The sequence below is a fragment of the Pseudoduganella umbonata genome (assembly GCF_014192225.1).
Taxonomy (GTDB): domain Bacteria; phylum Pseudomonadota; class Gammaproteobacteria; order Burkholderiales; family Burkholderiaceae_D; genus Rugamonas; species Rugamonas umbonata.
In genome coordinates this window covers 256113-277680 of the sequence record NZ_JACHXS010000012.1, presented here as the reverse complement: position 1 = coordinate 277680, position 21568 = coordinate 256113, and the positions used below count along the sequence as shown (strand labels likewise).

Here is a 21568-nt window from a genome sequence, read left to right as displayed (position 1 = left end):
AACGGCATGCCGAAGTGTTCCAGCTCATACACGACCTTCGGTGCTTCGCGGCACATGAATTCGATCGCGTCCTGGTCGCCCAGGTAGTCGCCGCCCTTGACGGTGTCGAACATGTGCCAGAACCAGCTGTCTTCGGCCATGTTGCCCAGCGAGGCGCCGATGCCGCCCTGTGCGGCGACGGTGTGCGAGCGGGTCGGGAATACTTTCGACAGCACGGCCACGTTCAGGCCCGCTTCAGCCAGTTGCAGGGAAGCGCGCATGCCGGAACCGCCGGCGCCAACGATCACCGCGTCGAAGCGGCGTACGGGGATGGAGGATTTGATTGCTGCCACGATTTACACACTCCAGAGAATCTGCACCGACCACACGGCGCACGCGATCAGCCACATGGCCGACGCGGTTTGAATGAGGAAGCGAACACCGACGTTCTTGATGTAGTCCTGGTAGACGCTGACGACGCCGACCCAGGCGTGATAGAACAGGCCGATCAGGGTGGCCAGCGTGAACAGCTTGAACCAGGTCTGGGCGAACAGGCCGGCCCAGCCTTCATACGTGAAGTTGTTCCCGGTCAGGAAAGCAGCCAGCAGCACGACGGTATACACCGCCATCACGATCGCGGTGGCACGCTGCGCCAGGAACTCGCCCAGGCCGTAGTGGGCGCCGGAGACGAGGCGCTTCGGTCCGATATTGTTTTTCATGGCTTAGAACACTCCGAACAGTTTCAGGGCAACCAGGAAGGTCACGGCCAGGCTGATGACCAGCACGGCGACCGACGTCTTGCGGGCCGAATCCTTGTCCAGGCCGACGTGGGTATCCATCACCAGGTGGCGGATGCCGGCGCAGAAGTGGTGCATGTAGCCCCATACCAGCGCCAGGATCACGAGCTTCGAGAACGGGTGCGAGGCGATGCCCTGGAAGTGGGCGAACGAAATCTCGGAGCGGATGCTTTCCTGCAGCAGGTACAGGATGAACGGCAGCAGCACGAACAGCAGCATGCCGCTGATGCGGTGCAGGATCGATACGATGGCCGACAACGGCATGCGGTATTGGCCCAGTTCACCGATGTGGATGTTGCGGTATTCCCGCCGCGGCTTGCGCCGGGGGTCCTTGATGGCTTCAGACATGGCTTACCTCCCTTGAGTACTGCTTTTTGATTTGATGATTTCTGCGGCTACTCTGGTAGCTCTGGTAGTTTCCGTATAGCGCTTGAACCGACGCAGGCACGACATGCTGCAACGCCGCTGAAACCTGGCTGCGGCCACTATCTGCGGCCAATTTGTCGGCTACGTGCAACAACGCAATGAAATGTCGATGCTGCGCCGCGATTCTCGCCCATTTCCCCGCAACGACCAACATCTATTCTTACATATAACCAAATTTATGTTGCACCGCTCCATTCGTTTCCGCTAGCCAAGGATTTTCGTGTGCAACGCGGATCAATTCAGGTCGTTCTGGTAGTGGTGGCGGCTGGTGAGGTACAGGCCGCGGCGCAGCTCGACCGGCTTGTCGCCATAGGTGAACGACACCCGCTCCGCCGACAGCAGGGGCGTACCGTCCTCCACATGGAGCAATGCCGCATCCTCCGCACTGGCCAGCACGGCGCGCACCTTCTCGTCGGCGCGGATCATCCGCGTGCCGAATTCGGATTCGAACAGGCCGTACATCGGGCCCTTGTATTCGGACAGGCGCTCGGCCGTCAGGCCCTTGAACAGCAGGCCGGGAAGCCACAGCTCCTCGACGATCGTGGGCACGCCGTCGAACGATTGCACCCGCTTGATATAGACCGTGGCATCGCCGGACTTCATGTCCAGCAGGCGCGCCACGTCCGCCGGCGCGCGCAGGCGCTTCACTTCGAGGAAACGGCTTTCGGGATAGTGCGGCTGCCCCTCGTCCGGCCGCAGCCGCAGGAAACGGATATGGGCGCGCGCTTCGTGGTGGGTGGACACGAACGTGCCCTTGCCCTGCCGGCGCATCACCAGGTTGTCGGCCGCCAGCTCGTCGATCGCCTTGCGCACGGTGCCCTGGCTGACCTTGTAGCGGTTCGCCAGTTCCACTTCGCTGGGGATCATTTCGCCCGGCTTCCACTCGCCCGACTGCAGGCTCTGCGTGATCAGTGCCTTGATCTGCTGGTACAGCGGCGAGAAGGTGGGCGCGGGTGCGGCGCCGCCGGCGGAAGCAGGTGCGGCAGACCCGGAATGCGACGGATTGTTCGCGGTCGCGCCCGCGCTCGGCGCAGCCGGCGCGTTCGCACTGCTGCCTGGGCTGGACTGGTTGGGCGTGACAGGATTCATAGACCGCGATTTCACCACAAAAGGCACTGTCCGTCCAGTAATAACCGACTAAGTTATATGTCTTATATAAGACATAAGATAGCATTGACATATATCAGCTTGCAGCCTACACTCGCCGTCGATGTTATTCCTGGCGAGGCTCCGACGGCGCACAGCACAGGATGGCATCGGAGGTACGGAAATACCCCGCAAGGCTGAGCCTTTGCACAGGGCGAATTTGGTATCATTGCAGTTTTACCAGCGGGCCGCCTCCGGGCGCGACGCCGGTACAGGTCCTGCACTCCAGGTCCGTCAAGCTTCTTTATTCCACAATGGAGATTCATCATGGCTAAAACCCCACTGCGTGTTGCCGTTACCGGCGCCGCCGGCCAGATCGGCTATTCCCTGCTGTTCCGCATCGCCAACGGCGACATGCTGGGCAAAGACCAGCCGGTCATCCTGCAACTGCTCGAGATCGACAACGAAAAGGCACAGAAGGTGCTGAAGGGCGTCATGATGGAAATCGACGACTGCGCATTCCCGCTGCTGGCCGGCATGACCGCACACGCCGATCCGATGACCGCCTTCAAGGATGTCGACGTGGCCCTGCTGGTCGGCGCACGTCCGCGCGGTCCTGGCATGGAACGCAAGGACCTGCTGGAAGCCAACGCGCAGATCTTCACGGTGCAGGGCAAGGCGCTGGACGCCGTCGCTTCGCGCAACGTGAAAGTGCTGGTGGTCGGCAACCCGGCCAACACCAACGCCTACATCGCGATGAAGTCGGCACCGAACCTGCCGGCCAAGAACTTCACCGCCATGCTGCGCCTGGACCACAACCGCGCGCTGTCGCAAGTGGCTCAGAAGACCGGCAAGCAGGTGAAGGACATCGAGAAGCTGACCGTGTGGGGCAACCACTCGCCGACGATGTACGCCGATTACCGCTTCGCCACCGTCGATGGCCAGTCCGTCAAGGACCTGATCAACGACCAGGAATGGAACGCCAACACCTTCCTGCCGACCGTGGGCAAGCGCGGCGCGGCGATCATCGAAGCACGCGGCCTGTCCTCGGCAGCTTCGGCGGCCAACGCGGCCATCGACCACGTGCGTGACTGGGTGCTGGGCACCAACGGCAAGTGGACCACGATGGGCGTGCCGTCCGACGGTTCCTACGGCATCCCGGAAGGCACCATGTTCGGCTTCCCGGTGACCACCGAGAACGGCGAATACACGATCGTGCAGGGCCTGGAAATCGACGAATTCTCGCAGGAACGCATCAACCTCACGCTGAAGGAACTGACCGAAGAGCGTGAAGGCGTGAAGCACCTGCTGCCGTAATCTTCTCCCCGTGGATCCGGTCGACAATTCGCCGCTCCACACCGGTCGCCGCGCCGCCCTTCCAGGCCGCGCGGCGACCGCTTCAACCGGAACATCCACGATGCATCCATCCGAGGTCTTATTCCAGGGCGAACGCCAGCCGCTGATGCTGCCAGCTTGCGATCATTACGCCGGCTCCGAAAAGCTGATGCGCAAATCGATGGTCCTGCAACAAGAGCTTGGCCCCGTATTCGACATCACGTTCGACTGCGAGGACGGCGCCGCCGCCGGCAACGAGGAAGCGCATGCACGCCTCGTGGCCGAGCTGGTCAACTCCCCCGACAACAAATTCAACCGCATCGGCGTGCGCGTGCACGACGTGTCGAGCCCCCACTTTGCCCGCGATGTCGAGATCATCGTCGGCGCGGCGGCCAGCCGGCTGGCCTATCTCGTATTGCCCAAGCCGGACAGCGTGCAGGACGTGATGAAGGCCATCGACGCCATCAACAGCCACGCGGTCAAGGCCGGCCGCGACAATCTTCCCGTGCATGTGCTGATCGAGACCCATGGCGCGCTGCGCGGCGTGTTCGCGATCGCCGCCCTGCCCCAGGTCGAATGCCTGTCGTTCGGCATCATGGATTTCGTCTCCAGCCACTATGGCGCGATTCCCGCCAACGCGATGCGCACGCCGAACCAGTTCGTGCATCCGCTGGTGGTGCGCGCCAAGCTGGAGATCGCCGCGGCCTGCCACGCGCACGGCAAGGTGCCGTCGCACAACGTGACCACCGACATCAAGGATTCCGCGGTGGTGGCCAACGATGCCCAGCGCGCGCTGGCCGAATTCGGCTACACGCGCATGTGGAGCATCCACCCCAGCCAGATCAAGCCGGTCGTCAAGGCCTTCGCGCCGCGGCTTTCCGAAGTCAACGAAGCGGCGGCGATCCTGCAGGAAGCGGCCAAGGCGAACTGGGGGCCGATCAGCCAGCATGGCCGCTTGCACGACCGCGCGAGCTATCGCTACTATTGGACGATACTGCAGCGGGCCAAGCTGGCCGGGCTGAACCTTCCCGAAGCGGCCGCGCAATTACTGCAACCGCTGCAGCCGCTCGTGCCCGACACGCAAACCAACGCAACGGAAAACACGTAATGTCCATCCTCAAATTCATCGCCGCCTGCGGTGCCGCGTGCGCGCTGGCCTGCGCGCCGGCCGTCCATGCCGCCGTCGAGACCGCGAAACCGAAAGCGGAGGCGAAGAAAAAGCCGGCCGCCAAGGCCAAGCAGGCGAAGTCCGCCGCCAAAGCGAAAACCAAGCCGGCGCCAGTGGCACCGGCGGCACCCGATCCCGAAGCCGACGAGCCGACCGAACTGGGCTCCAACGTGGTCGACTACGACTGCGAACTGGGCAACAAGATCACGATCTACCAGAACGCCGGCGACGAAAGCCATGTCGCGCTGCGCTGGAAGCAGCGGCTGCACCGCCTGACGCGCGTGGCCACGACCACCGGCGCGCAGCGCTTCGAAAACAAGTTCCACGGCCTGATCTGGATCGGCATTCCCGCCAAGGGCATGCTGCTCGATTCGAAGAAGAACCGCCAGCTGGCCAACGAATGCCGCAATGCCGAGCAATTGAAACCGGCGGAAGCGCCGGCCGTCATCGAAGCGGCGGCACCGGCCACGTCGGCTGCACCATCGGCTTCGGCGACCCCGGCGGCGCCGGCCGCACCGCAGGCACACATGTAGCCGCCGCGCCGTCATGACGCCGTAGCAATGGGGCTTTATACGTCGTCGCAACCATACGCAGTACCCTCGCGCAGTACCTCGATCAATAAATGACACCCACCTGAAGGAGAGGTTATGTCTAGCAACACTTTTAACACGCTCAAGGATTTCCCGATTTCCGGCAAAACCAAGGGCAAGCTGTACTCCCTGCCCGCGCTGGAAAAGGCCCTGGGCGCCAAGATCTCCCGTCTGCCGGTGTCGATCCGCGTGGTGCTCGAATCCGTGCTGCGTAACTGCGACGGCAAGAAAGTCACCGAAGAACACGTGAAGCAGCTGGCCAACTGGGCGCCGACCGGCGAGCGCACGGACGAGATCCCGTTCGTCGTCGCCCGCGTCGTGCTGCAGGATTTCACCGGCGTGCCGCTGCTGGCCGACCTGGCCGCGATGCGCAACGTCGCCTACAAGCAGGGCGCCAACCCGAAGAAGATCGAGCCGCTGGTGCCGGTCGACCTGGTGGTCGACCACTCGGTCACGATCGACCACTTCCGCGAGCCGGGCGCGCTGGACCTGAACATGAAGCTGGAGTTCTCGCGCAATAACGAGCGCTACCAGTTCATGAAGTGGGGCATGCAGGCCTTCGACACGTTCGGCGTGGTGCCGCCGGGCTTCGGCATCGTCCACCAGGTCAACCTGGAATACCTGGCGCGCGGCGTGCACAACAACAACGGCGTGTACTACCCGGATTCGCTGGTGGGTACCGACTCGCACACCACGATGATCAACGGTATCGGCGTGGTGGGCTGGGGCGTGGGCGGCATCGAGGCGGAAGCCGGCATGCTGGGCCAGCCGGTGTACTTCCTGACGCCGGACGTGATCGGCGTGAACCTGACTGGCCGCCTGCGCGAAGGCTGCACCGCGACCGACCTGGTGCTGACCATCACCGAACTGCTGCGTAAAGAAAAAGTCGTCGGCAAGTTCGTCGAGTTCTTCGGCGAAGGCACCGAGTCGCTGTCCGTGACGGACCGCGCCACCATCGGCAACATGGCACCGGAATACGGCGCCACGATGGGCTTCTTCCCGGTCGACGACAAGACCATCGAATACTTCGTCGGCACCGGCCGCACGGAAGAGGAAATCGCCGCGTTCCAGGCCTACTTCAAGGCCCAGGGCATGTACGGCGTGGCCAAGGCCGGCGAGCTCGATTTCACCCGCGAAGTGAACCTGGACCTGTCGACGGTGACGCCGTCGCTGGCCGGCCCGAAGCGCCCGCAGGACCGTATCGAAATCGGCAACGTGAAGTCCACCTTCACCGACCTGTTCTCGAAGCCGACCACGCAGAACGGCTTCAACAAGGACCCGGCCGACCTGACCAACGCCTACCAGACCACCAACGGCGTGCAGGTGAAGAACGGCGACATCCTGATCGCCGCGATCACCTCGTGCACCAACACGTCGAACCCGAGCGTGCTGCTGGCCGCCGGCCTGCTGGCCAAGAAAGCCGTGGAAGCCGGCCTGACCGTGGCACCGCACATCAAGTCGTCGCTGGCCCCCGGCTCGCGCGTCGTCACCGAGTACCTGGAAGCGGCCGGCCTGCTGCCGTACCTGGACAAACTGGGCTTCGGCGTGACCGCCTACGGCTGCACCACCTGCATCGGCAACGCGGGCGACCTGACCCCGGAACTGAACGCGGCGATCACCACCAACGACATCGTGGCCGCGGCCGTGCTGTCCGGTAACCGCAACTTCGAAGCGCGTATCCACCCGAACATCCGCGCCAACTTCCTGGCCTCGCCACCGCTGGTCGTCGCCTACGCGATCGCCGGCAACGTGACGCGCGACCTGATGACCGAACCGGTCGGCAAGGGTACCAACGGCCGCGACGTCTACCTGGGCGACATCTGGCCGACCTCGGCCGAGATCGAATCGCTGATGAAGTTCGCGATGAACTCGGAAGTGTTCAAGGCCAACTACGCCCAAGTGAAGAGCAACCCGGGCAAGCTGTGGGAAGCCGTGTCGTCCGTCGAAGGCCAGGTCTACAACTGGCCGGAGTCGACCTATATCGCCGAACCGCCGTTCTTCGAGAACTTCGAAATGACGCCGCCGGTCTCCGACAACGCCAACATCACCGGCGCCCGCGCGCTGGGCGTGTTCGGCGACTCGATCACCACCGACCACATCTCCCCGGCCGGTTCGATCAAGGAAGACGGCCCGGCCGGCAAGTGGCTGAAGGAAAACGGCGTGATGAAGGCCGACTTCAACTCGTACGGCTCGCGCCGCGGCAACCATGAAATCATGATGCGCGGTACCTTCGCCAACGTGCGGATCAAGAACCGCATGATCCCGCCGAAGGCCGACGGCTCCGCGGTCGAAGGCGGCATCACGCTGCACCAGCCGACCGGCGAACAGCTGTCGATCTACGACGCGGCCATGAAGTACGTGGCTGCGGGCACCCCGACCATGATCTTCGGCGGCGAAGAGTACGGCACCGGCTCGTCGCGCGACTGGGCAGCCAAGGGCACCCAGCTGCTGGGCGTGAAGGCCGTGATCGTCCGCTCGTTCGAGCGCATCCACCGCTCGAACCTGGTGGGCATGGGCGTGCTGCCGCTGCAGTTCATCGGCACCGACAGCGTGGAAACGCTGGGCATCACCGGCAAGGAAACCTACGACCTGATCGGCCTGGAAGGCGAGATCAAGCCGCAGCAACTGGCCACCCTGGTGATCCACCGCGAAGACGGCTCGAAGCAGGAAGTCACCGTGCTGCTGCGCATCGATACGCCGATCGAAGTCGACTACTACAAGCATGGCGGCATCCTGCCGTTCGTGCTGCGCCAGCTGCTGGCTGCGTAAGCACCCGCTGCTCCGCTCGAGAACGCCGGCTTCGCCCGGCGTTTTTTTATTTCCCGAAAAACAGGGTCCGTCCCCATTTAAGAATCAGGGACGGACCCTGTTTTTCAGGAATCTTTCCCGGAAAATGGGGTACGTCCCCATTTTTCAGGAAACATTGCCAGCCGCTGGTCCGTTCCGCACTCGCGGACAGCCCCCGGCGAATCAACTACAATACGTTCGATAAGCTTTTTACCACTACCGAGATCGTTAGCGCCATGCGTCGCCCATCCAAAGATTCATCTACCAAAATGTCTGCCGACAGCCAGCGCCTTTCCACTCTTGCCCAGGCCGTTGGCCAGGCAGGCAGCCGTCTCGAAGAGCGCAGCTGGGAGCGCGCGCTGGACGTGCAATTGACGAAACTGCTCAAGACGAGCCACCAGGACACCGTCGATGCCGCCCTCAACAGCCTGTTTGCGGCCGACCTGACCGCCTACGACGTGCTGATGGACAGCGTGGAAGCCGTCAGCGAATCGGCCACCATCACGGTCGAGACCTACGGTGCGCCGGTGCAGTACGACGTGCTGCTCGTCGCCGCGCCGATCCTGGCCTGGACCCGTTATTCGATCGCGTCCGGCGCCATTCCGGCTGACGTGCTGAACACACTGTCCGCCCACTTCTCCGCCCACCTGCTGGCCGACGGCACGAAGCTGGCCATGGCCTCGAACCTGTTCTCGATCGACCAGCTGCCGCGTACGCATGCGGAAACCTACGCCAAGATGCACAAGCTGGCGCAGGCCGCCGTGAAGGGCGTGGCCGTGAAGACGGACGTGAAGTCGCCGGAAACGGCGCCGTTCCTGGCCGATACGCGCTACCTGATCGCCGCCATCGTCGCACCGGCCGGCGGCCCGCTGTTCCGCTGGCAGATGCCGGGTGCCCACCTGCACCAGGCGGACGAGCGCCGCAGCGCGCTGGAAGCGTGGCGTGCGCAGGCAACGCCCACCGTGGCGCGCCTGCTGCCGGGCTGCGGCATCGAACTGCTGCTGCCGGAAGCGTATTACATGGCCTGCCGCGAAGCCGATAAACTGATCCGTCCGGTATCGATCCGCGCCGCCGTGCATTACCTGACGCATACGCTGGCCTGCGAGCCCGCGGACCTGCGCGCGGTGATCGCCGGCTTCGGCGAGGAGTCCGCCGATGGCCAGGTAGACGAGTACCGCGTGGCCTTCACGCGCCGCTCCGACACCGACGTGATCTACGGCGTCGTCTGGCCGCTGTATGGCCAGGAAGACGAGGAAGGCACGCCGCCGGAAGGCCCGCTGGCCGGTGGCCTGGCCAACCTGCTGCAGCCGCGCACGCCGATCGAGGAAATCGTCGAGCACCTCAGCGAAGCCGGCGTCACCGTCGTCAAGAAGCTGTCGGAGCGCTACATTGCCGAGTACTGCGACGATTGCGGCGCGCCGCTGTTCGCCGACCCGGCCGGCGAGCTGGTCCATGCCGAGATGCCGGAGGATGCACCGGCCGGTACCGAGCACTTCCATTGAATCACCGGTGAACAACATCCGGTGAACGAAAAAAAACCTCGCGGCCTGCGAGGTTTTTTTTCACCCGGAACCTGCCGCTGCTGGACGCCAGCCCCCGGCACGAGCATGGCCTCAGCGCTTCAGCGAGCCGGCCGAGTTGCTTTCAGTGCCCGGATTGCCGCCGCTGTTGGAGCCATTGCTGGTTCCACCGCTGATGCCCGTGCCGGTCGCACCGCCCGTGGTGCCCGTGTTCGAGCCGCCGCTGGTACCGCTCTCGGTGCGCGTGGCATCCATGCCCTGCCCCGGCGTGCCGGCCGCCTGGCCGCCGGTGGTCGTGCCGCCAGTGGACGAACCGGACGAGGTGCCGGAACTGGCCCCCGGCTCCTTGCCGGCATGCTTGCCGCCGTGCTTTTTCGTCTTCGACTGCTTCGCATCGCCAGAGGTGGCCTGGTGGCTGGAAGCACCCTGCGTGCGTTGCGGGTCGGTGGAATTGCTCTGGCCGCTCTGGGCATAAGCAAGGGTCGCCATCGAGGCGAGAACTGCTGCGATCAACGTCTTGCGCATGGTGGAGCTCCTGTCATGGTCGGTACGGTCCCGATGACCGTGGATGACAAGATTAACGTTTTTACCACGCCCGCAGCATCGGAGCCCGTACCTTCGTCCGGTCGGAGGGCTCCTACTTCACTCGACAATATTCCAAGCTGTCCGGCGTGCGCCTGCCCTGGATAACCGGAGCCTGTCACCGGTTTTTCCTAGAGATTGCTGTTGCCCGTCGTATCCTTGCCGTTGCTGGACTTGCGGCTGTCCGTGCGCTGGGTGCCGTGGCCGGAAGTGTCGTCCGGCGCGGCTTTGTCCCGCCCTGCCCGGTTGGCGGTACTACCCAGCGGCGCCGGCTCCCTGCCGGGTACCGGGCGCACCTTGTCGCTGGTCTTTGGCGCCGTCGGGGCCGCCTTGCGGCTGGCCGCACTGCTGTTGGCATCGGCGTCCTGCAGGCCCACGCTGCCGGGCTTGTTCTTCAGCGCATCGCCAACCGTCGATTGCGCGTGCGCGGTGCCGGCCAGCGCGGCAATGCAGAGCCCCGTCATGATCAAGTGCTGTCGCATAAAACCTCCTTGTCTGCCAGCCGGCGCCGTACGCACGTCAGCGGGTCGTACCGCCCGTGCCGCCGCTCGTGCCGCCGCTCGTGCCGCCGCTGGTGCCCGACGATCCGCCGGTACCCGAGGAGCCACCGGTACCCGAGGAGCCGCCAGTACCCGACGAACCGCCGGAGCCCGACATGCCGCCCGTTCCCGACGAGCCGCCCGAACCCGAGGTGCCCGAAGCGCCGCTGCCCGAGGTACCGCCGGACGCGCCGCCCGACGTGCCGCCGGACGAGCTGCCCGAGGAACCGCTTTGCTGCGAACCCGAGCTCGAGCCGGACTTGTTACGCGAGGATTTCTTGGTGGACTGCTGGCCCGACGAACCGCTGCCGGACGTTGCATTGTTCGACGATGCGCCGGAGGTGCGTTGCGGATCGGTCGACGTGCTGCCGCTGCCACCGGTGCCGCTTTGGGCGTAAGCGACGGTTGCCATCGTTGCGAGAACTGCTGCGATCAAAGTTTTGCGCATGGTAAAGCTCCTGTTGTAGTCCGATCTGTGGGAACGGTCATTGGAGACCGCGGACGCTCAGATTAGCGGCTTCGCCACGCGCGCAGCATCGGCGCTCGCACCGTCATGCGGTCGGAAGGTTCCTACCTGTCTCGACAATAACAACCGGTAAAACCGGTGACAGACACCAGTTTTTTTGAAACATTTCCAAAGAATAGGAGCCTGTCACCGGTTTTTTGTTGCCGGCCTTACCAGGCCGAATAGGGATGCGCGATCAGGTTCGAGTTCAGGTAGCGCTTGTCGTGCGTGACCTCGTCGCCCACCCACTCCGGCTTGTCGAACACGGTATCCTCGGCCGGCAGTTCGATTTCCGCCACCACCAGGCCGGCGTTCACGCCCAGGAACTCGTCCACTTCCCATACGAAGCCCGAATGGGGAATGCGGCGCCGGTATTTCTCGATGATCGGCTGCTCGCACAGCCGCTCCAGGAACTCGGCCGCGTCCGGTACCGGCAGCGGGTATTCCCACTCGCCGCGCGAGACGCCGACCGCCTTGCTCTTGATCGTCATGACGGCGCGGTCGCCCTCGATGCGCACGCGCACCACGCGCTCGGGGTGAGACGACAGGTAACCCTGGCGCAATAGCACCGGCTCGCCCTCCTTCAGCCAGCCGTCGCCCCGGACCAGGAATTTGCGTTCGATCTCGATGCCCATCAGTCGTCCAGTGACAGCAGTACCGGTTGCAGGATCGCCGCACCCAGCGCGGCGCTGCGTGCGCCGTTCCAGCCGACCTGCGGCACCGGCAGGTCGGCGTTGTCCTTGAACGGCATTTCCAGCGTCAGCGACAGGCAGCCGAAATGATGGCCGACATACTTCGAGGCCAAGGTCAGCACGTCCGCCTTGTACTTGCTGATCGGGTATCCCACGGCGTCCTGGAAGTCCGGGCTGGCGTTCTTGTAGCGTTCGATGAACGCCTTTTGCGCAGCGGCCTGCTGCGGCGTGAATGTCTCCAGCATCTCGTTGCCGGCCACGAAGTTGTACGGCAGCGCTTCGTCGCCATGGATGTCGAAGAACATGTCGACACCCGTCTCGTGCAGCTTCTGCTTCACGCACAGCACTTCCGGCGAGCGCTCGGGCGTCGGCGTCATCCATTCGCGGTTCAGGTTCGCACCGGCCGCGTTGGTGCGCAGGTTGCCGCGCACCGAGCCGTCAGGGTTCATGTTCGGCACGATGTAGAACACGCAGCGCTGCAGCAGCTTGCGGGCAATCGGATTGGCATCGTCCAGCAGCGCATCGATCAGGCCTTCGATGAACCACTCGGCCATCGATTCGCCGGGATGCTGGCGGGCGATGAACCAGATTTTCTTTTCGGCCTCGGCATCCCCGATCACCACCAGGTTCATGTCGCGGCCCTCGACCGAGGTTCCCAGGTCGAGCACGCGCGCGACGGGGTTTTCCGCCACCTCGCCCAGCAGACGCAGGTGCCGTTCCCACGAGTACGGCTCGAAGTAGGCGTAGTACACGCTGTCCAGGTCCGGCGTGTGCCGGATCGTCATCACTTCGCCGTCGAACGAGGTCGGCACGCGGAACCAGTTCTCGCCGTCGTAGCTGGCCACCGCGTGATAATCCTGGAAGCCCTGGGCATAGGTCGCCTGGCCGGCATTCAGGAACCGCAGGTTGAGACCCGTGCCGCGCGCGCCCTGCACACGGAAGTGGAACCACTGGTGGATGTCGGCATGCGAATCGCTGCGCAGCTTCAGCTCGATGTTGGCGGGGTTCTCCGCGCTCACGACGTCGATAGCGCCGGAGTCGAAGTTCTGACTGATTTTGATGGTCATTGGGGGATCCGTCGGGTTTGGATGGCGTTATTGTCCTTGGTTTGGGGCGTTAACGCAAAAAGGCGGACCTCGCGGCCCGCCCCGTTTCACCTGCCGACCTTACCTGCCGAGCCCGTGTTGCCGGACCATGGTCCGGCTGCACGGGCTCAAGCACGGAGACACGGTCTCAGCGGCTTGGCCTCAGTCGACGTTGCGACCCTTCTTCTTCTTCAGCGCCGCGCGCACGCCCGCGCCATACGCCGCATCGGCCTTGTCGAAATGCCCCAGCTGGCGGGCGATGATCTCATCGGACACCTGCGACAGCGGCCCGGCCAGGTTGTCGAACAGGTTCTGCTGCTCGGCTGCGTCCAGCACGCGGAACAGGTTGCCCGCCTGCGTGAAGTCGTCGTCCGTGCCGCGTGGGTCGTACAGCCCGGCCGCGCCGTCCAGCGCCAGCGCCGGTTCGCCGTTGCCCAGGCCCCGCACACCGGAACCGCCCGCCTGCACCGTGTGGTAGTTCTGCTCGGCGCCGCCGTTGGCGAAGGCCATCGCACCGTCGCGCTGCTGGTTGTGCACCGGGCAGCGTGGCGCATTCACCGGCAGGTACTGGTGGTTGGTGCCGACCCGGTACAGCTGGGCGTCGTGGTAGGCGAACAGGCGCGCCTGCAGCATCTTGTCCGGCGAGTAGCCCATGCCCGGCACCACGTTCGATGGCGACAGCGCAGCCTGCTCCACCTCGGCGTGGTAGTTGAGCGGATTGCGGTTCAGCTCCAGCACGCCCACCTGGCGCAGCGGGAAGTCGCCATGCGGCCACACTTTCGTCAGGTCGAACGGGTTCCAGCCGGTACGCTGCTCCCATGCCGCCAGCTCGGCCTCCGTGGCCACCTGGACCGACACGGTCCAGCGCGGGAAATCGCCGCGGGCAATCGCGTTGAACAGGTCGCGCTGCGCGTAGTCCGGGTCTTCGCCGGCAATGCGCGTGGCATCGGCGGCGCTCAGGTTCTTGATGCCCTGCTGCGTCAGGAAGTGCCACTTCACGTAGACACGCTCGCCGGCATCGTTGATCAGGCTGTACGTGTGGCTGCCGAAGCCGTGCATGTGGCGGTAGCCGTCCGGCGTGCCGCGGCTGGAGAACAGCGTGGTCACCTGGTGCAGGCTTTCCGGCGCCTTGCTCCAGAAGTCGAACATCATCGTGGCCGACTTCAGGTTGGTTTGCGGATCGCGCTTCTGCGTGTGGATGAAGTCCGGGAACTTGATGCCGTCCTTCAGGAAGAACACGGGCGTGTTGTTGCCCACCAGGTCCCAGTTGCCTTCCTCGGTATAGAAGCGCACCGCGAAGCCGCGCGGATCGCGCTCGGTGTCGGCGCTGCCCTTCTCGCCGCCCACGGTCGAGAAGCGCAGGAAGGTTTCGGTTTCCTTGCCGATCGCCGAGAACAGCTTGGCTTTCGTGTATTGCGAGAGATCGTGCGTAACGGTGAACTTGCCGTAGGCACCCGAGCCCTTGGCGTGCACCACGCGCTCTGGAATGCGCTCACGGTTGAAGTGCTGCAGCTTCTCGATCAGATGGAAGTCCTGCAGCAGCAACGGTCCACGGGGGCCGGCACTGGCCGAATTCTGGTTGTCGGCGACGGGAATGCCGGAGGCGGTGGTGATAGGCGGCTGGCTCATGTCTGGCTCCTCAGTGGTGTGAACGTGGGAAAAGTCTACGTTCAAATGTGAATTTCCGAAAGGCAATAATTTAAATCATTGCGATAGCCATTACCAATGGCAGAGCTGCCTCCCTCCCGTTCTCATGTCCCCCTGTTGTTTTTACACAGCACGCATGTGCTTGCTCGTCCGATAACGCTCATGCCACGACAGCGCTTCTTCCAGCACGTGCGGAGTCTGCCCGCCCCGCAGCAGGGCACGTTCGTAGTAATCGCGCAGCGGCGCGCGGTAATCCGGGTGGGCGCAGCGCTCGATGACCAGCGGCGCGCGCTCGCGCGGCGCCAGCCCGCGCAGGTCCGCCAGGCCCCATTCGGTGACCAGCACGTCCACGTCGTGCTCCGTGTGGTCCACGTGCGCCACCATCGGCACCACGCTGGAAATCGCGCCATCCTTGGCTTCCGACTTGCTGACGAAGATCGCCAGCTCGCCGTTGCGGGCGAAGTCGCCGGAACCGCCGATGCCGTTCATCATGTTCGTGCCGCCCACGTGGGTAGAATTCACGTTGCCGTAGATATCGAATTCCAGCGCCGTATTCAGGCCGATGATGCCGAGCCGCCGCACGATTTCCGGATGGTTGCTGATTTCCTGCGGGCGCAGCACGATGCGGTCGCGGTAGCGGTCCAGGTTGGCGAGGAAGCGTTCGTGCATCGGTGCCGACAGCGTGATCGACGACGCCGACGCCAGTGCCAGCTGCCCCGATTCGAGCAGCGCGATGGCACTGTCCTGCAGTACCTCGGAATACATCGTCAGGTCGCGGAACGACGACTGCGTGAGACCGTGCAGCACCGCGTTGGCGATCGTGCCGATGCCGGCCTGCAGCGGCAGCAGTCCGGGGCCCATGCGGCCAGCCGCGACCTCGCCTTCCAGGAACGCGATCACGTGGCCGGCGATGGCATCGGTCTGCGCATCCGGCGGCAGCACGGACGACGGGCTGTCCGGGCTGTCGGTGACGACGATCGCGGCGATGCGTTCCGGATCGATCGCGATCGCCGTGGTGCCGATCCGCTGGCCGGGATGGGTCAGCGGAATCGGCTCGCGTGCCGGACGCGGGCGCGGCACATAGATGTCGTGCAAGCCTTCCAGCGATGCCGGCGCCGCCAGGTTCAGCTCCACGATCACCTGCCGCGCCCCCTGCACGAAGCTGGCGCTGTTGCCGACCGCCATGGTCGGCACGATCGCACCGTCCTCGCGGATCGCGCAGGCTTCGATGACGGCGATGTCGATGCGCGGCAGCGCCCCGCCGCGCAGCTGTTCGGCGGTCTCCGACAGGTGCTGGTCGATGAACAGTACTTCTCCGGTATTGATCTTGCGGCGCAGCGATGCATCGGCCTGGAACGGCAGGCGGCGACGGACCACGCCGGCATTGGCCATCATGCCGTCGCTGTCGTTGCCCAGCGAGGCACCGGTGATCAGCGTGAGGTCCAGCGGCTGCTCGCGGGCCCGTTCGACGAGCGCGCGCGGCAGCGCCTTCGCATCGCCGGCTTTCGTGAAACCGCTCATCCCTACCGTCATGCCGGGCGCGAACAGGCGCGCGGCCTGTTCGGCGGGCTGGATACGGGCCAGCAATTCAGGGCGGCGGATACGTTCCCGCACCGTTCGGTCATCCATGGTGTCCTCCACTAATCTTTATTCGATCAGCGAAGTATAGGATCGACATTCATGGATAATATGACTTATATTCACCAATTCCATTCGTAAAATTCATGGCCATTCACCAGATCGCCCGTCGCTAGATGGATATCCGCTCGCTGCGCTACTTTGTCGAAACCGCCCGCCTGTCCAGCTTTACCCAGGCGGCCGAGCTGCTGCACGTGACCCAGTCGACGATCAGCAAGATGGTGCACCAGCTCGAGGAAGAGCTGGGCACGCCGCTGTTCATCCGCGACGGCCGCCGCCTGGGCCTGACGGACACGGGCCGCGTGGTCTTCCAGCGCGGCGAGGAGATGCTGGCGACGATGCGCACGCTGGCCGCTGAAGTGCGCGACGTGCAGGCCGTGCGCCGCGGCACGCTCTCGATCGGCATACCGCCGATGATCAACGTGCTGTTCACGCCCGTGCTGAAGGCGTTTCGCGAACGCCATCCGGACATCGCGCTGGTGCTGCGCGAGGAAACCGGCCAGAACGTCGAGCGGCTGGTGGCCGCCGGCGAACTGGAAATCGGCATGACGGTGCTGCCGCCCGATCCCGGCCTGGCGGTGCAAACGCTGCCGGTGGCCAGCTACCCGATGTGGGCACTGGCGGCCGCCGGCACATTCCAGCGCCAGCGGCGCACGCTGAAGCTGTCCGCCCTGAAGGACCTGCCGCTGGTACTGCTGACCGACGACTTCGCGCTGACCCGTGCCTTGCGCCGCACGTTCGCGCAAGCCGGCTTCGAACCGGCGGTGGCGGCGCAGAGCGGCCAGTGGGACTGGCTGGTGGAAATGGCCTCGGCCGGCATCGGCGTGGCGCTGCTGCCGGAACCGTTCATTCACCGCCTGAGCGACACATCGCTGCAGGCGGTACGCATCGTCGAACCGGAAGTGCCGTGGCAGGTCGCCCACGTGTGGAGCGGCCGGTACCTGTCGCACGCCGCACGGGCGTGGCTGGAGGTATCGGCGGAGGTGCTGGGCTAGGGGCGCACTGCCGCGGGTTTCATACGGCGCGGCAAACGGCCTTCCCCGATCGCGCCGTCACCTGATCAGTGCCTTCAGCTCCAGGCGCACCAGGCATCCCCTGGCCATCCATGCGATTACCTCGACCTGTTTGTCCATGTCCGGGATATCGCTGAATACCCTCATCAGTTCGGGCTCCGCGCCGTCCTCCGGCGAGAATGACAGGAATGTGGGAGGGGCCGATGGCACCGAGGGCGTCGCCTGCAACCGGCCGGCAATCTCCTGCAGCGGAATGCAGCTGGTTTTTTCGATCTCGAGCATGAGCCACCCGCCGGTGCGGTATTTGCCGCGCTCGGGATTCGGCAAGATGACATTGGTGATGCCCGAAGCGACATCGGAGGAGTCCTGCACCCAATTGCACGTCCAGCTGGACGCCTCGCATGGATGCTGGACCAGCCTGGCCTCGAACAGTCTTTCGATGCTGCCGGGAACAATCCGCTCCGGCTCTTTCGCCAGCGACAGCAGGCGACCGATTTTTTCCGCTTCGATAGCGTTCACGCGCTGCATGCCCGCCGGTACGGCGCAAGCATGGCCGCCAGGCACGGCCATCATCATGGCAAGCAACGAGGATGCCAGTACCGGGAGCCTGGAGAGCGCGGTCATGGGTATTCCTGCGAGCCTCACGCCGGCATGCGCCCCGTGCGCAGCGCATGCGCCCAGCCGGGACGCCCGTTGCCTTCGGCCAGCAGCGCGGCGAACTCGTAGTCGTACGGCACGGCGATGTGCTCGACCAGCCAGCCGGCCGCGGTGCGCTCGACGATCGCGTAGCGCGCATGCGGCGTCAGGTTTTCCGATTTGTGGGGAAACGGATGGTCATTGTCGTAGGCCTGCAGGCCCACGCTGCCGGGGTTGACGACCAGGCGCCCGTCGTCGAGCAGCACGCTGCGCGGCACGTGCGTGTGGCCGCACAGGATCAGCGAGGCACGCGCATCGCCGGCCCGCGCCAGCACTTCGTCGTGCGTGGCGGTGCGCTGGCCGGCCTCGGTGACGGTCTCGGTCCAGTACACCGCGTCGGACGACGGCGTGCCGTGCACCAGCAGCACATCGTCCGTCAGCCGCAGCGTGGCCGGCAGCGAGTGGATCCACGCGCGCTGTACTTCGGTGATGTGCTCGTGCGCGTAGCGGTCCGATGCGCCCATCCTTTCCGGCACGTGCATCAGGACCTGGCGTTCATGGTTGCCGGCGATGGTCGGCATGTCCAGCGCCATCAGGCGCTCGGCCGTTTCGCGGGGCTGCAGCGGGCCGGACACGATGTCGCCCAGGTTCACCGTCACGGTCGCGCCGCGCCGTTCGATATCGGCCAGCACCGCTTCGAGCGCGCCGAGGTTGCCGTGGATGTCCGAGATTGCCGCGATCTTCATGTGGAGCCTCCCCTGTTCGATCCGCCAGTATAAGCGGGCGTCGCGCTGCCGCGCGCGATGCTACATTGGCCACTTTACAGGCAAAGGCTGGGGAACAGGCAATGGAATTCGAATACCGGGGTTACACGATCCGCACGGAAGAATATGAAGACACGGCAGCGGTCCACGATCACCAATGGCACTGCACGATCATCATCAAGGGCCACGTCGATACCTGGAAAGACCGCTTCACCGCCGAGCAGCGCTTCGCCACCCGCGCCGATGCCGAGGCGGGCGCTGCCCGTATCGCCCGCGAATACCTGGACAAGAAGCTGGCCGGCTCAGGCCAGGGCAACGCTCAGGTATAGGCCAGCAGCCTGCCGCAGGCGATCACGCCGATCCACAGCAGCAGCGACAGCAGCGCATGCCCCCGCGCGGGCAGCGGCGCGGGCGCCGCCACGTTCCAGCCGGCCACGCCGCGGTAGACGCCCAGGTGGAACACCAGCGCATTCGCGCCGGCCAGCGCGATCAGCGCCAGCTTCACGCCGAACGTGCGGTTGGACAGGAAGTCGCCCGGCGCGCTGGCGAACAGCAGCAGCCCGGCCGGCACGATCAGCAGCAGGCTGGCCACCGCCCAGCGCAGCAGGTGCGCGGCCAGCGCATCGACCGGCAGGCGGCGCGCGCAGCCGAGCAGGCGCAGGTCGAACATGGCCACCGCGCCCACCAGAACGGCAAAGCCGACGATGTGCACCGTCTCGACGACCGGATACAGCCACACGCCGTCGCGCATCGCCACCGCCACGGGCGTCGCGGCCAGCCATTCGGCCGATGGCGCCAGCTGCCGCGTCACCCAGCCATCCGCCATCAGCGCAGCTCGACCGTTTTATCCTTGACGGTGATGCGCTCGGCACGCAATTCGGTGCCCTTGCTGCGGTGCGGATAGCCATACACGGTGGCCTGCCCGCCGGCGGCCAGCGCATCCCTCGCCAGGCCGCGGCTTTCCATCCGCGATGGCGGCGCCAGCACCACGTGCCACGTCTTGTCGGCGGTTTTCAGCTCGACATGGCCATGCGGCTGCGAATAGCCGCTTTCGGCGATCGTGCCGGTCAGGGTCAGGGGCTTGTCGGCGTCGTATTCGCTCCAGCCGTGGTGGGCGAAAGCGGTGGCGGCGGCGCCAAGGGACAGTACGAATGCTACGGCGAGGGATCGCTTCATGAAGTCACTCCTGCGGTGTAGGTACCCCGGCACTTTAGCGGAACGTGTCGAAAGTGCAAGCGCCATGCCCAGCCGTGCGCGGCCGTGCCAGTTGTTTCATTACCATAATTTTGTTGCCTGAACGGCAGCCTGCGGCTAAGCTGCGCTTGCCCATCGACGGTTGAAAGATCGTGGCGACGACACCGGACTGCTCCGGGATTGCGAGGCCGGTGCATCCAGCGCGAACGCAATCGCGTACCTTCCGTATCCAGGAACTGTAAGGAACAACACGCAATGCACGGCAACCACACGGAACGCGGCTCCGCTTCCCTCTCCGGCGGCGGGCCCCGCCCGCGCTCCCGTCCACTCTCCCGCCAGGACTACAAGACGCTGGCGCTGGCAGCCCTCGGCGGCGCGCTGGAGTTCTACGATTTCATCATCTTCGTGTTCTTCGCCACCACCATCGGCGCGCTGTTCTTCCCGCCATCGATGCCGGACTGGCTGCGCCTGTTCCAGACCTTCGGCATCTTCGCCGCCGGCTACGTGGTGCGCCCGCTGGGCGGCATGGTGATGGCCCACTTCGGCGACCTGCTGGGCCGCAAGAAGATGTTCAACCTGTCGATCGTCATGATGGCGGTGCCGACCCTGATGATCGGCCTGCTGCCCACCTACGCCAGCGTGGGCCTGGCCGCCCCGCTGCTGCTGCTGCTGTTTCGCGTGCTGCAGGGCGCGGCGGTGGGCGGCGAAGTGCCCGGCGCCTGGGTGTTCGTGTCCGAGCACGTGCCGGCGCGGCGCATCGGCTATGCGTGCGGCACGCTGACCGCCGGCCTCACGTTCGGCATCCTGCTCGGATCGCTGATGGCGACCGCCATCCACGGCTTCTTCACGCCGGAACAGGTGGCGTCGTACGGCTGGCGCATCCCCTTCCTGCTGGGCGGCATCTTCGGCCTGGGCGCGATGTACCTGCGGCGCTGGCTGCATGAAACGCCGGTGTTCACCGAACTGCAGCAGCGCAAGGCGCTGGCCGCCGAACTGCCGCTGAAGGCCGTGCTGCGCGGGCACCGGCGCAGCGTCGTGCTGTCGATGCTGCTGACGTGGATGCTGTCCGCCGCGATCGTCGTCGTGATCCTGATGACGCCGGCGCTGCTGCAGAAGGTCTACGACTTCGACGCCCGCACCGCGCTGGAAGCGAACACGCTGGCCACGCTGTGCCTGGCGTTCGGCTGCGTCGCGGCGGGCGCGCTGGCCGACCGCTTCGGCGCGCGGCCCGTGCTGCTGTGCGGCGCCCTGCTGCTGGGCATCTGCACGTGGGTCTTCTACACCACGCTGCCGGTCCGCCCCGACCTGCTGCTGCCGCTGTACGCCGCGCTGGGCCTTGCCGTCGGCGTGGTGGGCGTGGTGCCCGGCGTGATGGTGCGCGCCTTCCCCGCGGCGGTGCGCTTCTCCGGCATTTCGTTTTCCTACAACCTGTCGTATGCCGTGTTCGGCGGGCTGACGCCCATCATGGTGACGCTGATGCTGAAGCACGAGCCACTGGCGCCGGCATACTACGTGATGGCGCTGTGTGCCCTGGGTGCCGTGGTGGCGCTATTCGTCAAGGAGCAGCCGGAGGCCTGAGGCTGCA

The 21568-nt window shown here is 65.1% G+C and carries 23 protein-coding genes; 8 read left to right on the top strand and 15 right to left on the bottom strand.

Annotated elements, in window-relative coordinates; all coding sequences use genetic code 11:
* The 4 genes from FHS02_RS26385 to FHS02_RS26370 form a co-directional block, all read right to left on the bottom strand.
* On the bottom strand, window positions 1-332 hold a 332-nt coding region (locus FHS02_RS26385; RefSeq protein ID WP_183444269.1), incomplete at its 3' end, for an FAD-binding protein.
* 3 nt (window positions 333-335) lie between these two features.
* Window positions 336-698, bottom strand: coding sequence for a succinate dehydrogenase, hydrophobic membrane anchor protein (sdhD, locus tag FHS02_RS26380; protein WP_137314047.1), 363 nt, complete (start codon window positions 696-698; stop codon window positions 336-338).
* 3 nt (window positions 699-701) lie between these two features.
* Window positions 702-1124, bottom strand: coding sequence for a succinate dehydrogenase, cytochrome b556 subunit (sdhC, locus tag FHS02_RS26375; protein WP_137314048.1), 423 nt, complete (start codon window positions 1122-1124; stop codon window positions 702-704).
* Between the two features lie 312 nt (window positions 1125-1436).
* Entirely contained in the window at window positions 1437-2291 is an 855-nt protein-coding gene (locus FHS02_RS26370; protein WP_137314049.1) for a GntR family transcriptional regulator, read from the bottom strand.
* 324 nt (window positions 2292-2615) lie between these two features.
* On the opposite strand from FHS02_RS26370, the gene FHS02_RS26365 reads away from it, so the two are divergent.
* The 5 genes from FHS02_RS26365 (at window position 2616) to FHS02_RS26345 (ending at window position 9670) form a co-directional block, all read left to right on the top strand.
* Window positions 2616-3605 (top strand): malate dehydrogenase, encoded by a 990-nt coding sequence (locus FHS02_RS26365; protein ID WP_137314050.1) that lies wholly within the window; start codon window positions 2616-2618, stop codon window positions 3603-3605.
* Between the two features lie 100 nt (window positions 3606-3705).
* Window positions 3706-4731, top strand: coding sequence for an HpcH/HpaI aldolase/citrate lyase family protein (locus tag FHS02_RS26360; protein ID WP_137314051.1), 1026 nt, complete (start codon window positions 3706-3708; stop codon window positions 4729-4731).
* The gene (locus FHS02_RS26355; RefSeq protein WP_137314052.1) at window positions 4731-5324 is read left to right on the top strand and encodes a hypothetical protein; all 594 of its coding nucleotides are present in this window, start codon (window positions 4731-4733) and stop codon (window positions 5322-5324) included. Before FHS02_RS26360 ends, FHS02_RS26355 begins: the two co-directional genes overlap by 1 nt.
* Window positions 5325-5438: 114 nt before the next feature.
* Window positions 5439-8150, top strand: coding sequence for an aconitate hydratase AcnA (gene acnA / locus FHS02_RS26350; RefSeq protein WP_137314053.1), 2712 nt, complete (start codon window positions 5439-5441; stop codon window positions 8148-8150).
* A gap of 254 nt (window positions 8151-8404) precedes the next feature.
* The gene (locus tag FHS02_RS26345) at window positions 8405-9670 is read left to right on the top strand and encodes a DUF2863 family protein (RefSeq protein ID WP_137314054.1); all 1266 of its coding nucleotides are present in this window, start codon (window positions 8405-8407) and stop codon (window positions 9668-9670) included.
* Window positions 9671-9781: 111 nt separating this feature from the next.
* Here FHS02_RS26345 and FHS02_RS26340 read toward each other — a convergent pair whose 3' ends face one another.
* From FHS02_RS26340 to scpC, 7 genes are all read right to left on the bottom strand, one after another.
* Window positions 9782-10213 carry a hypothetical protein gene (locus FHS02_RS26340; protein WP_137314055.1) on the bottom strand — a complete coding sequence of 144 codons (432 nt, stop codon included), beginning with the start codon at window positions 10211-10213 and terminating at the stop codon, window positions 9782-9784.
* A 188-nt stretch (window positions 10214-10401) separates the two neighbouring features.
* A complete protein-coding gene (locus tag FHS02_RS26335; protein ID WP_137314056.1) occupies window positions 10402-10752 on the bottom strand; it encodes a hypothetical protein in 351 nt (116 codons plus the stop codon).
* A gap of 37 nt (window positions 10753-10789) precedes the next feature.
* Complete coding sequence (locus FHS02_RS26330) at window positions 10790-11257, bottom strand: hypothetical protein (protein ID WP_137314057.1); 468 nt, start codon at window positions 11255-11257, stop codon at window positions 10790-10792.
* Window positions 11258-11484: 227 nt separating this feature from the next.
* Window positions 11485-11949 (bottom strand): CYTH domain-containing protein, encoded by a 465-nt coding sequence (locus FHS02_RS26325; RefSeq protein ID WP_137314058.1) that lies wholly within the window; start codon window positions 11947-11949, stop codon window positions 11485-11487.
* Window positions 11949-13073 carry a M14 family metallopeptidase gene (locus FHS02_RS26320; RefSeq protein ID WP_137314059.1) on the bottom strand — a complete coding sequence of 375 codons (1125 nt, stop codon included), beginning with the start codon at window positions 13071-13073 and terminating at the stop codon, window positions 11949-11951. Before FHS02_RS26320 ends, FHS02_RS26325 begins: the two co-directional genes overlap by 1 nt.
* 180 nt (window positions 13074-13253) lie before the next feature.
* A complete protein-coding gene (locus FHS02_RS26315) occupies window positions 13254-14720 on the bottom strand; it encodes a catalase (protein WP_137314060.1) in 1467 nt (488 codons plus the stop codon).
* Between the two features lie 141 nt (window positions 14721-14861).
* Window positions 14862-16367, bottom strand: coding sequence for a succinyl-CoA:acetate CoA-transferase ScpC (gene scpC, locus FHS02_RS26310; protein WP_137314061.1), 1506 nt, complete (start codon window positions 16365-16367; stop codon window positions 14862-14864).
* Window positions 16368-16492: 125 nt separating this feature from the next.
* Between scpC and FHS02_RS26305 the strand changes: the two genes are divergently transcribed.
* Window positions 16493-17371: a LysR substrate-binding domain-containing protein gene (locus FHS02_RS26305; protein ID WP_137314062.1), complete on the top strand. Its 879-nt coding sequence runs from the start codon at window positions 16493-16495 to the stop codon at window positions 17369-17371.
* A 57-nt stretch (window positions 17372-17428) separates the two neighbouring features.
* Here the strand turns inward: FHS02_RS26305 and FHS02_RS26300 are convergent, their stop codons facing one another.
* Entirely contained in the window at window positions 17429-18013 is a 585-nt protein-coding gene (locus tag FHS02_RS26300; RefSeq protein ID WP_137314063.1) for a hypothetical protein, read from the bottom strand.
* Between the two features lie 17 nt (window positions 18014-18030).
* A complete protein-coding gene (locus FHS02_RS26295) occupies window positions 18031-18771 on the bottom strand; it encodes a metallophosphoesterase family protein (protein ID WP_137314064.1) in 741 nt (246 codons plus the stop codon).
* A 101-nt stretch (window positions 18772-18872) separates the two neighbouring features.
* On the opposite strand from FHS02_RS26295, the gene FHS02_RS26290 reads away from it, so the two are divergent.
* On the top strand, window positions 18873-19118 hold the full coding sequence (locus FHS02_RS26290; protein ID WP_137314065.1) for a hypothetical protein: 246 nt from the start codon (window positions 18873-18875) through the stop codon (window positions 19116-19118).
* On the opposite strand, the gene FHS02_RS26285 is transcribed toward FHS02_RS26290, so the two are convergent.
* Together FHS02_RS26285 and FHS02_RS26280 are read right to left on the bottom strand one after the other, a co-directional pair.
* Window positions 19109-19615: a DUF6644 family protein gene (locus FHS02_RS26285; RefSeq protein WP_137314066.1), complete on the bottom strand. Its 507-nt coding sequence runs from the start codon at window positions 19613-19615 to the stop codon at window positions 19109-19111. The genes FHS02_RS26290 and FHS02_RS26285 overlap by 10 nt on opposite strands.
* Window positions 19615-19965, bottom strand: coding sequence for a DUF6152 family protein (locus FHS02_RS26280; RefSeq protein ID WP_137314067.1), 351 nt, complete (start codon window positions 19963-19965; stop codon window positions 19615-19617). The genes FHS02_RS26285 and FHS02_RS26280 overlap by 1 nt, the downstream gene beginning before the upstream one ends.
* A 273-nt stretch (window positions 19966-20238) precedes the next feature.
* On the opposite strand from FHS02_RS26280, the gene FHS02_RS26275 reads away from it, so the two are divergent.
* A complete protein-coding gene (locus FHS02_RS26275; RefSeq protein WP_137314068.1) occupies window positions 20239-21561 on the top strand; it encodes an MFS transporter in 1323 nt (440 codons plus the stop codon).
* Window positions 21562-21568 lie beyond the last annotated feature (7 nt).

What these genes read in the sequence shown, in the direction of transcription:
- FHS02_RS26305 (WP_137314062.1), top strand. Translation starts at nt 16,493, where the DNA reads ATGGATATCCGCTCGCTGCGCTACTTTGTCGAAACCGCCCGCCTGTCC.
- FHS02_RS26285 (WP_137314066.1), bottom strand. Translation starts at nt 19,615, where the DNA reads ATGGCGGATGGCTGGGTGACGCGGCAGCTGGCGCCATCGGCCGAATGG.
- FHS02_RS26320 (WP_137314059.1), bottom strand. Translation starts at nt 13,073, where the DNA reads ATGACCATCAAAATCAGTCAGAACTTCGACTCCGGCGCTATCGACGTC.
- FHS02_RS26340 (WP_137314055.1), bottom strand. Translation starts at nt 10,213, where the DNA reads ATGCGCAAGACGTTGATCGCAGCAGTTCTCGCCTCGATGGCGACCCTT.
- FHS02_RS26290 (WP_137314065.1), top strand. Translation starts at nt 18,873, where the DNA reads ATGGAATTCGAATACCGGGGTTACACGATCCGCACGGAAGAATATGAA.
- FHS02_RS26295 (WP_137314064.1), bottom strand. Translation starts at nt 18,771, where the DNA reads ATGAAGATCGCGGCAATCTCGGACATCCACGGCAACCTCGGCGCGCTC.
- sdhC (WP_137314048.1), bottom strand. Translation starts at nt 1,124, where the DNA reads ATGTCTGAAGCCATCAAGGACCCCCGGCGCAAGCCGCGGCGGGAATAC.
- FHS02_RS26325 (WP_137314058.1), bottom strand. Translation starts at nt 11,949, where the DNA reads ATGGGCATCGAGATCGAACGCAAATTCCTGGTCCGGGGCGACGGCTGG.
- FHS02_RS26280 (WP_137314067.1), bottom strand. Translation starts at nt 19,965, where the DNA reads ATGAAGCGATCCCTCGCCGTAGCATTCGTACTGTCCCTTGGCGCCGCC.
- FHS02_RS26335 (WP_137314056.1), bottom strand. Translation starts at nt 10,752, where the DNA reads ATGCGACAGCACTTGATCATGACGGGGCTCTGCATTGCCGCGCTGGCC.
- FHS02_RS26330 (WP_137314057.1), bottom strand. Translation starts at nt 11,257, where the DNA reads ATGCGCAAAACTTTGATCGCAGCAGTTCTCGCAACGATGGCAACCGTC.
- FHS02_RS26360 (WP_137314051.1), top strand. Translation starts at nt 3,706, where the DNA reads ATGCATCCATCCGAGGTCTTATTCCAGGGCGAACGCCAGCCGCTGATG.
- FHS02_RS26370 (WP_137314049.1), bottom strand. Translation starts at nt 2,291, where the DNA reads ATGAATCCTGTCACGCCCAACCAGTCCAGCCCAGGCAGCAGTGCGAAC.
- FHS02_RS26355 (WP_137314052.1), top strand. Translation starts at nt 4,731, where the DNA reads ATGTCCATCCTCAAATTCATCGCCGCCTGCGGTGCCGCGTGCGCGCTG.
- acnA (WP_137314053.1), top strand. Translation starts at nt 5,439, where the DNA reads ATGTCTAGCAACACTTTTAACACGCTCAAGGATTTCCCGATTTCCGGC.
- sdhD (WP_137314047.1), bottom strand. Translation starts at nt 698, where the DNA reads ATGAAAAACAATATCGGACCGAAGCGCCTCGTCTCCGGCGCCCACTAC.
- FHS02_RS26345 (WP_137314054.1), top strand. Translation starts at nt 8,405, where the DNA reads ATGCGTCGCCCATCCAAAGATTCATCTACCAAAATGTCTGCCGACAGC.
- scpC (WP_137314061.1), bottom strand. Translation starts at nt 16,367, where the DNA reads ATGGATGACCGAACGGTGCGGGAACGTATCCGCCGCCCTGAATTGCTG.
- FHS02_RS26275 (WP_137314068.1), top strand. Translation starts at nt 20,239, where the DNA reads ATGCACGGCAACCACACGGAACGCGGCTCCGCTTCCCTCTCCGGCGGC.
- FHS02_RS26365 (WP_137314050.1), top strand. Translation starts at nt 2,616, where the DNA reads ATGGCTAAAACCCCACTGCGTGTTGCCGTTACCGGCGCCGCCGGCCAG.
- FHS02_RS26300 (WP_137314063.1), bottom strand. Translation starts at nt 18,013, where the DNA reads ATGACCGCGCTCTCCAGGCTCCCGGTACTGGCATCCTCGTTGCTTGCC.
- FHS02_RS26315 (WP_137314060.1), bottom strand. Translation starts at nt 14,720, where the DNA reads ATGAGCCAGCCGCCTATCACCACCGCCTCCGGCATTCCCGTCGCCGAC.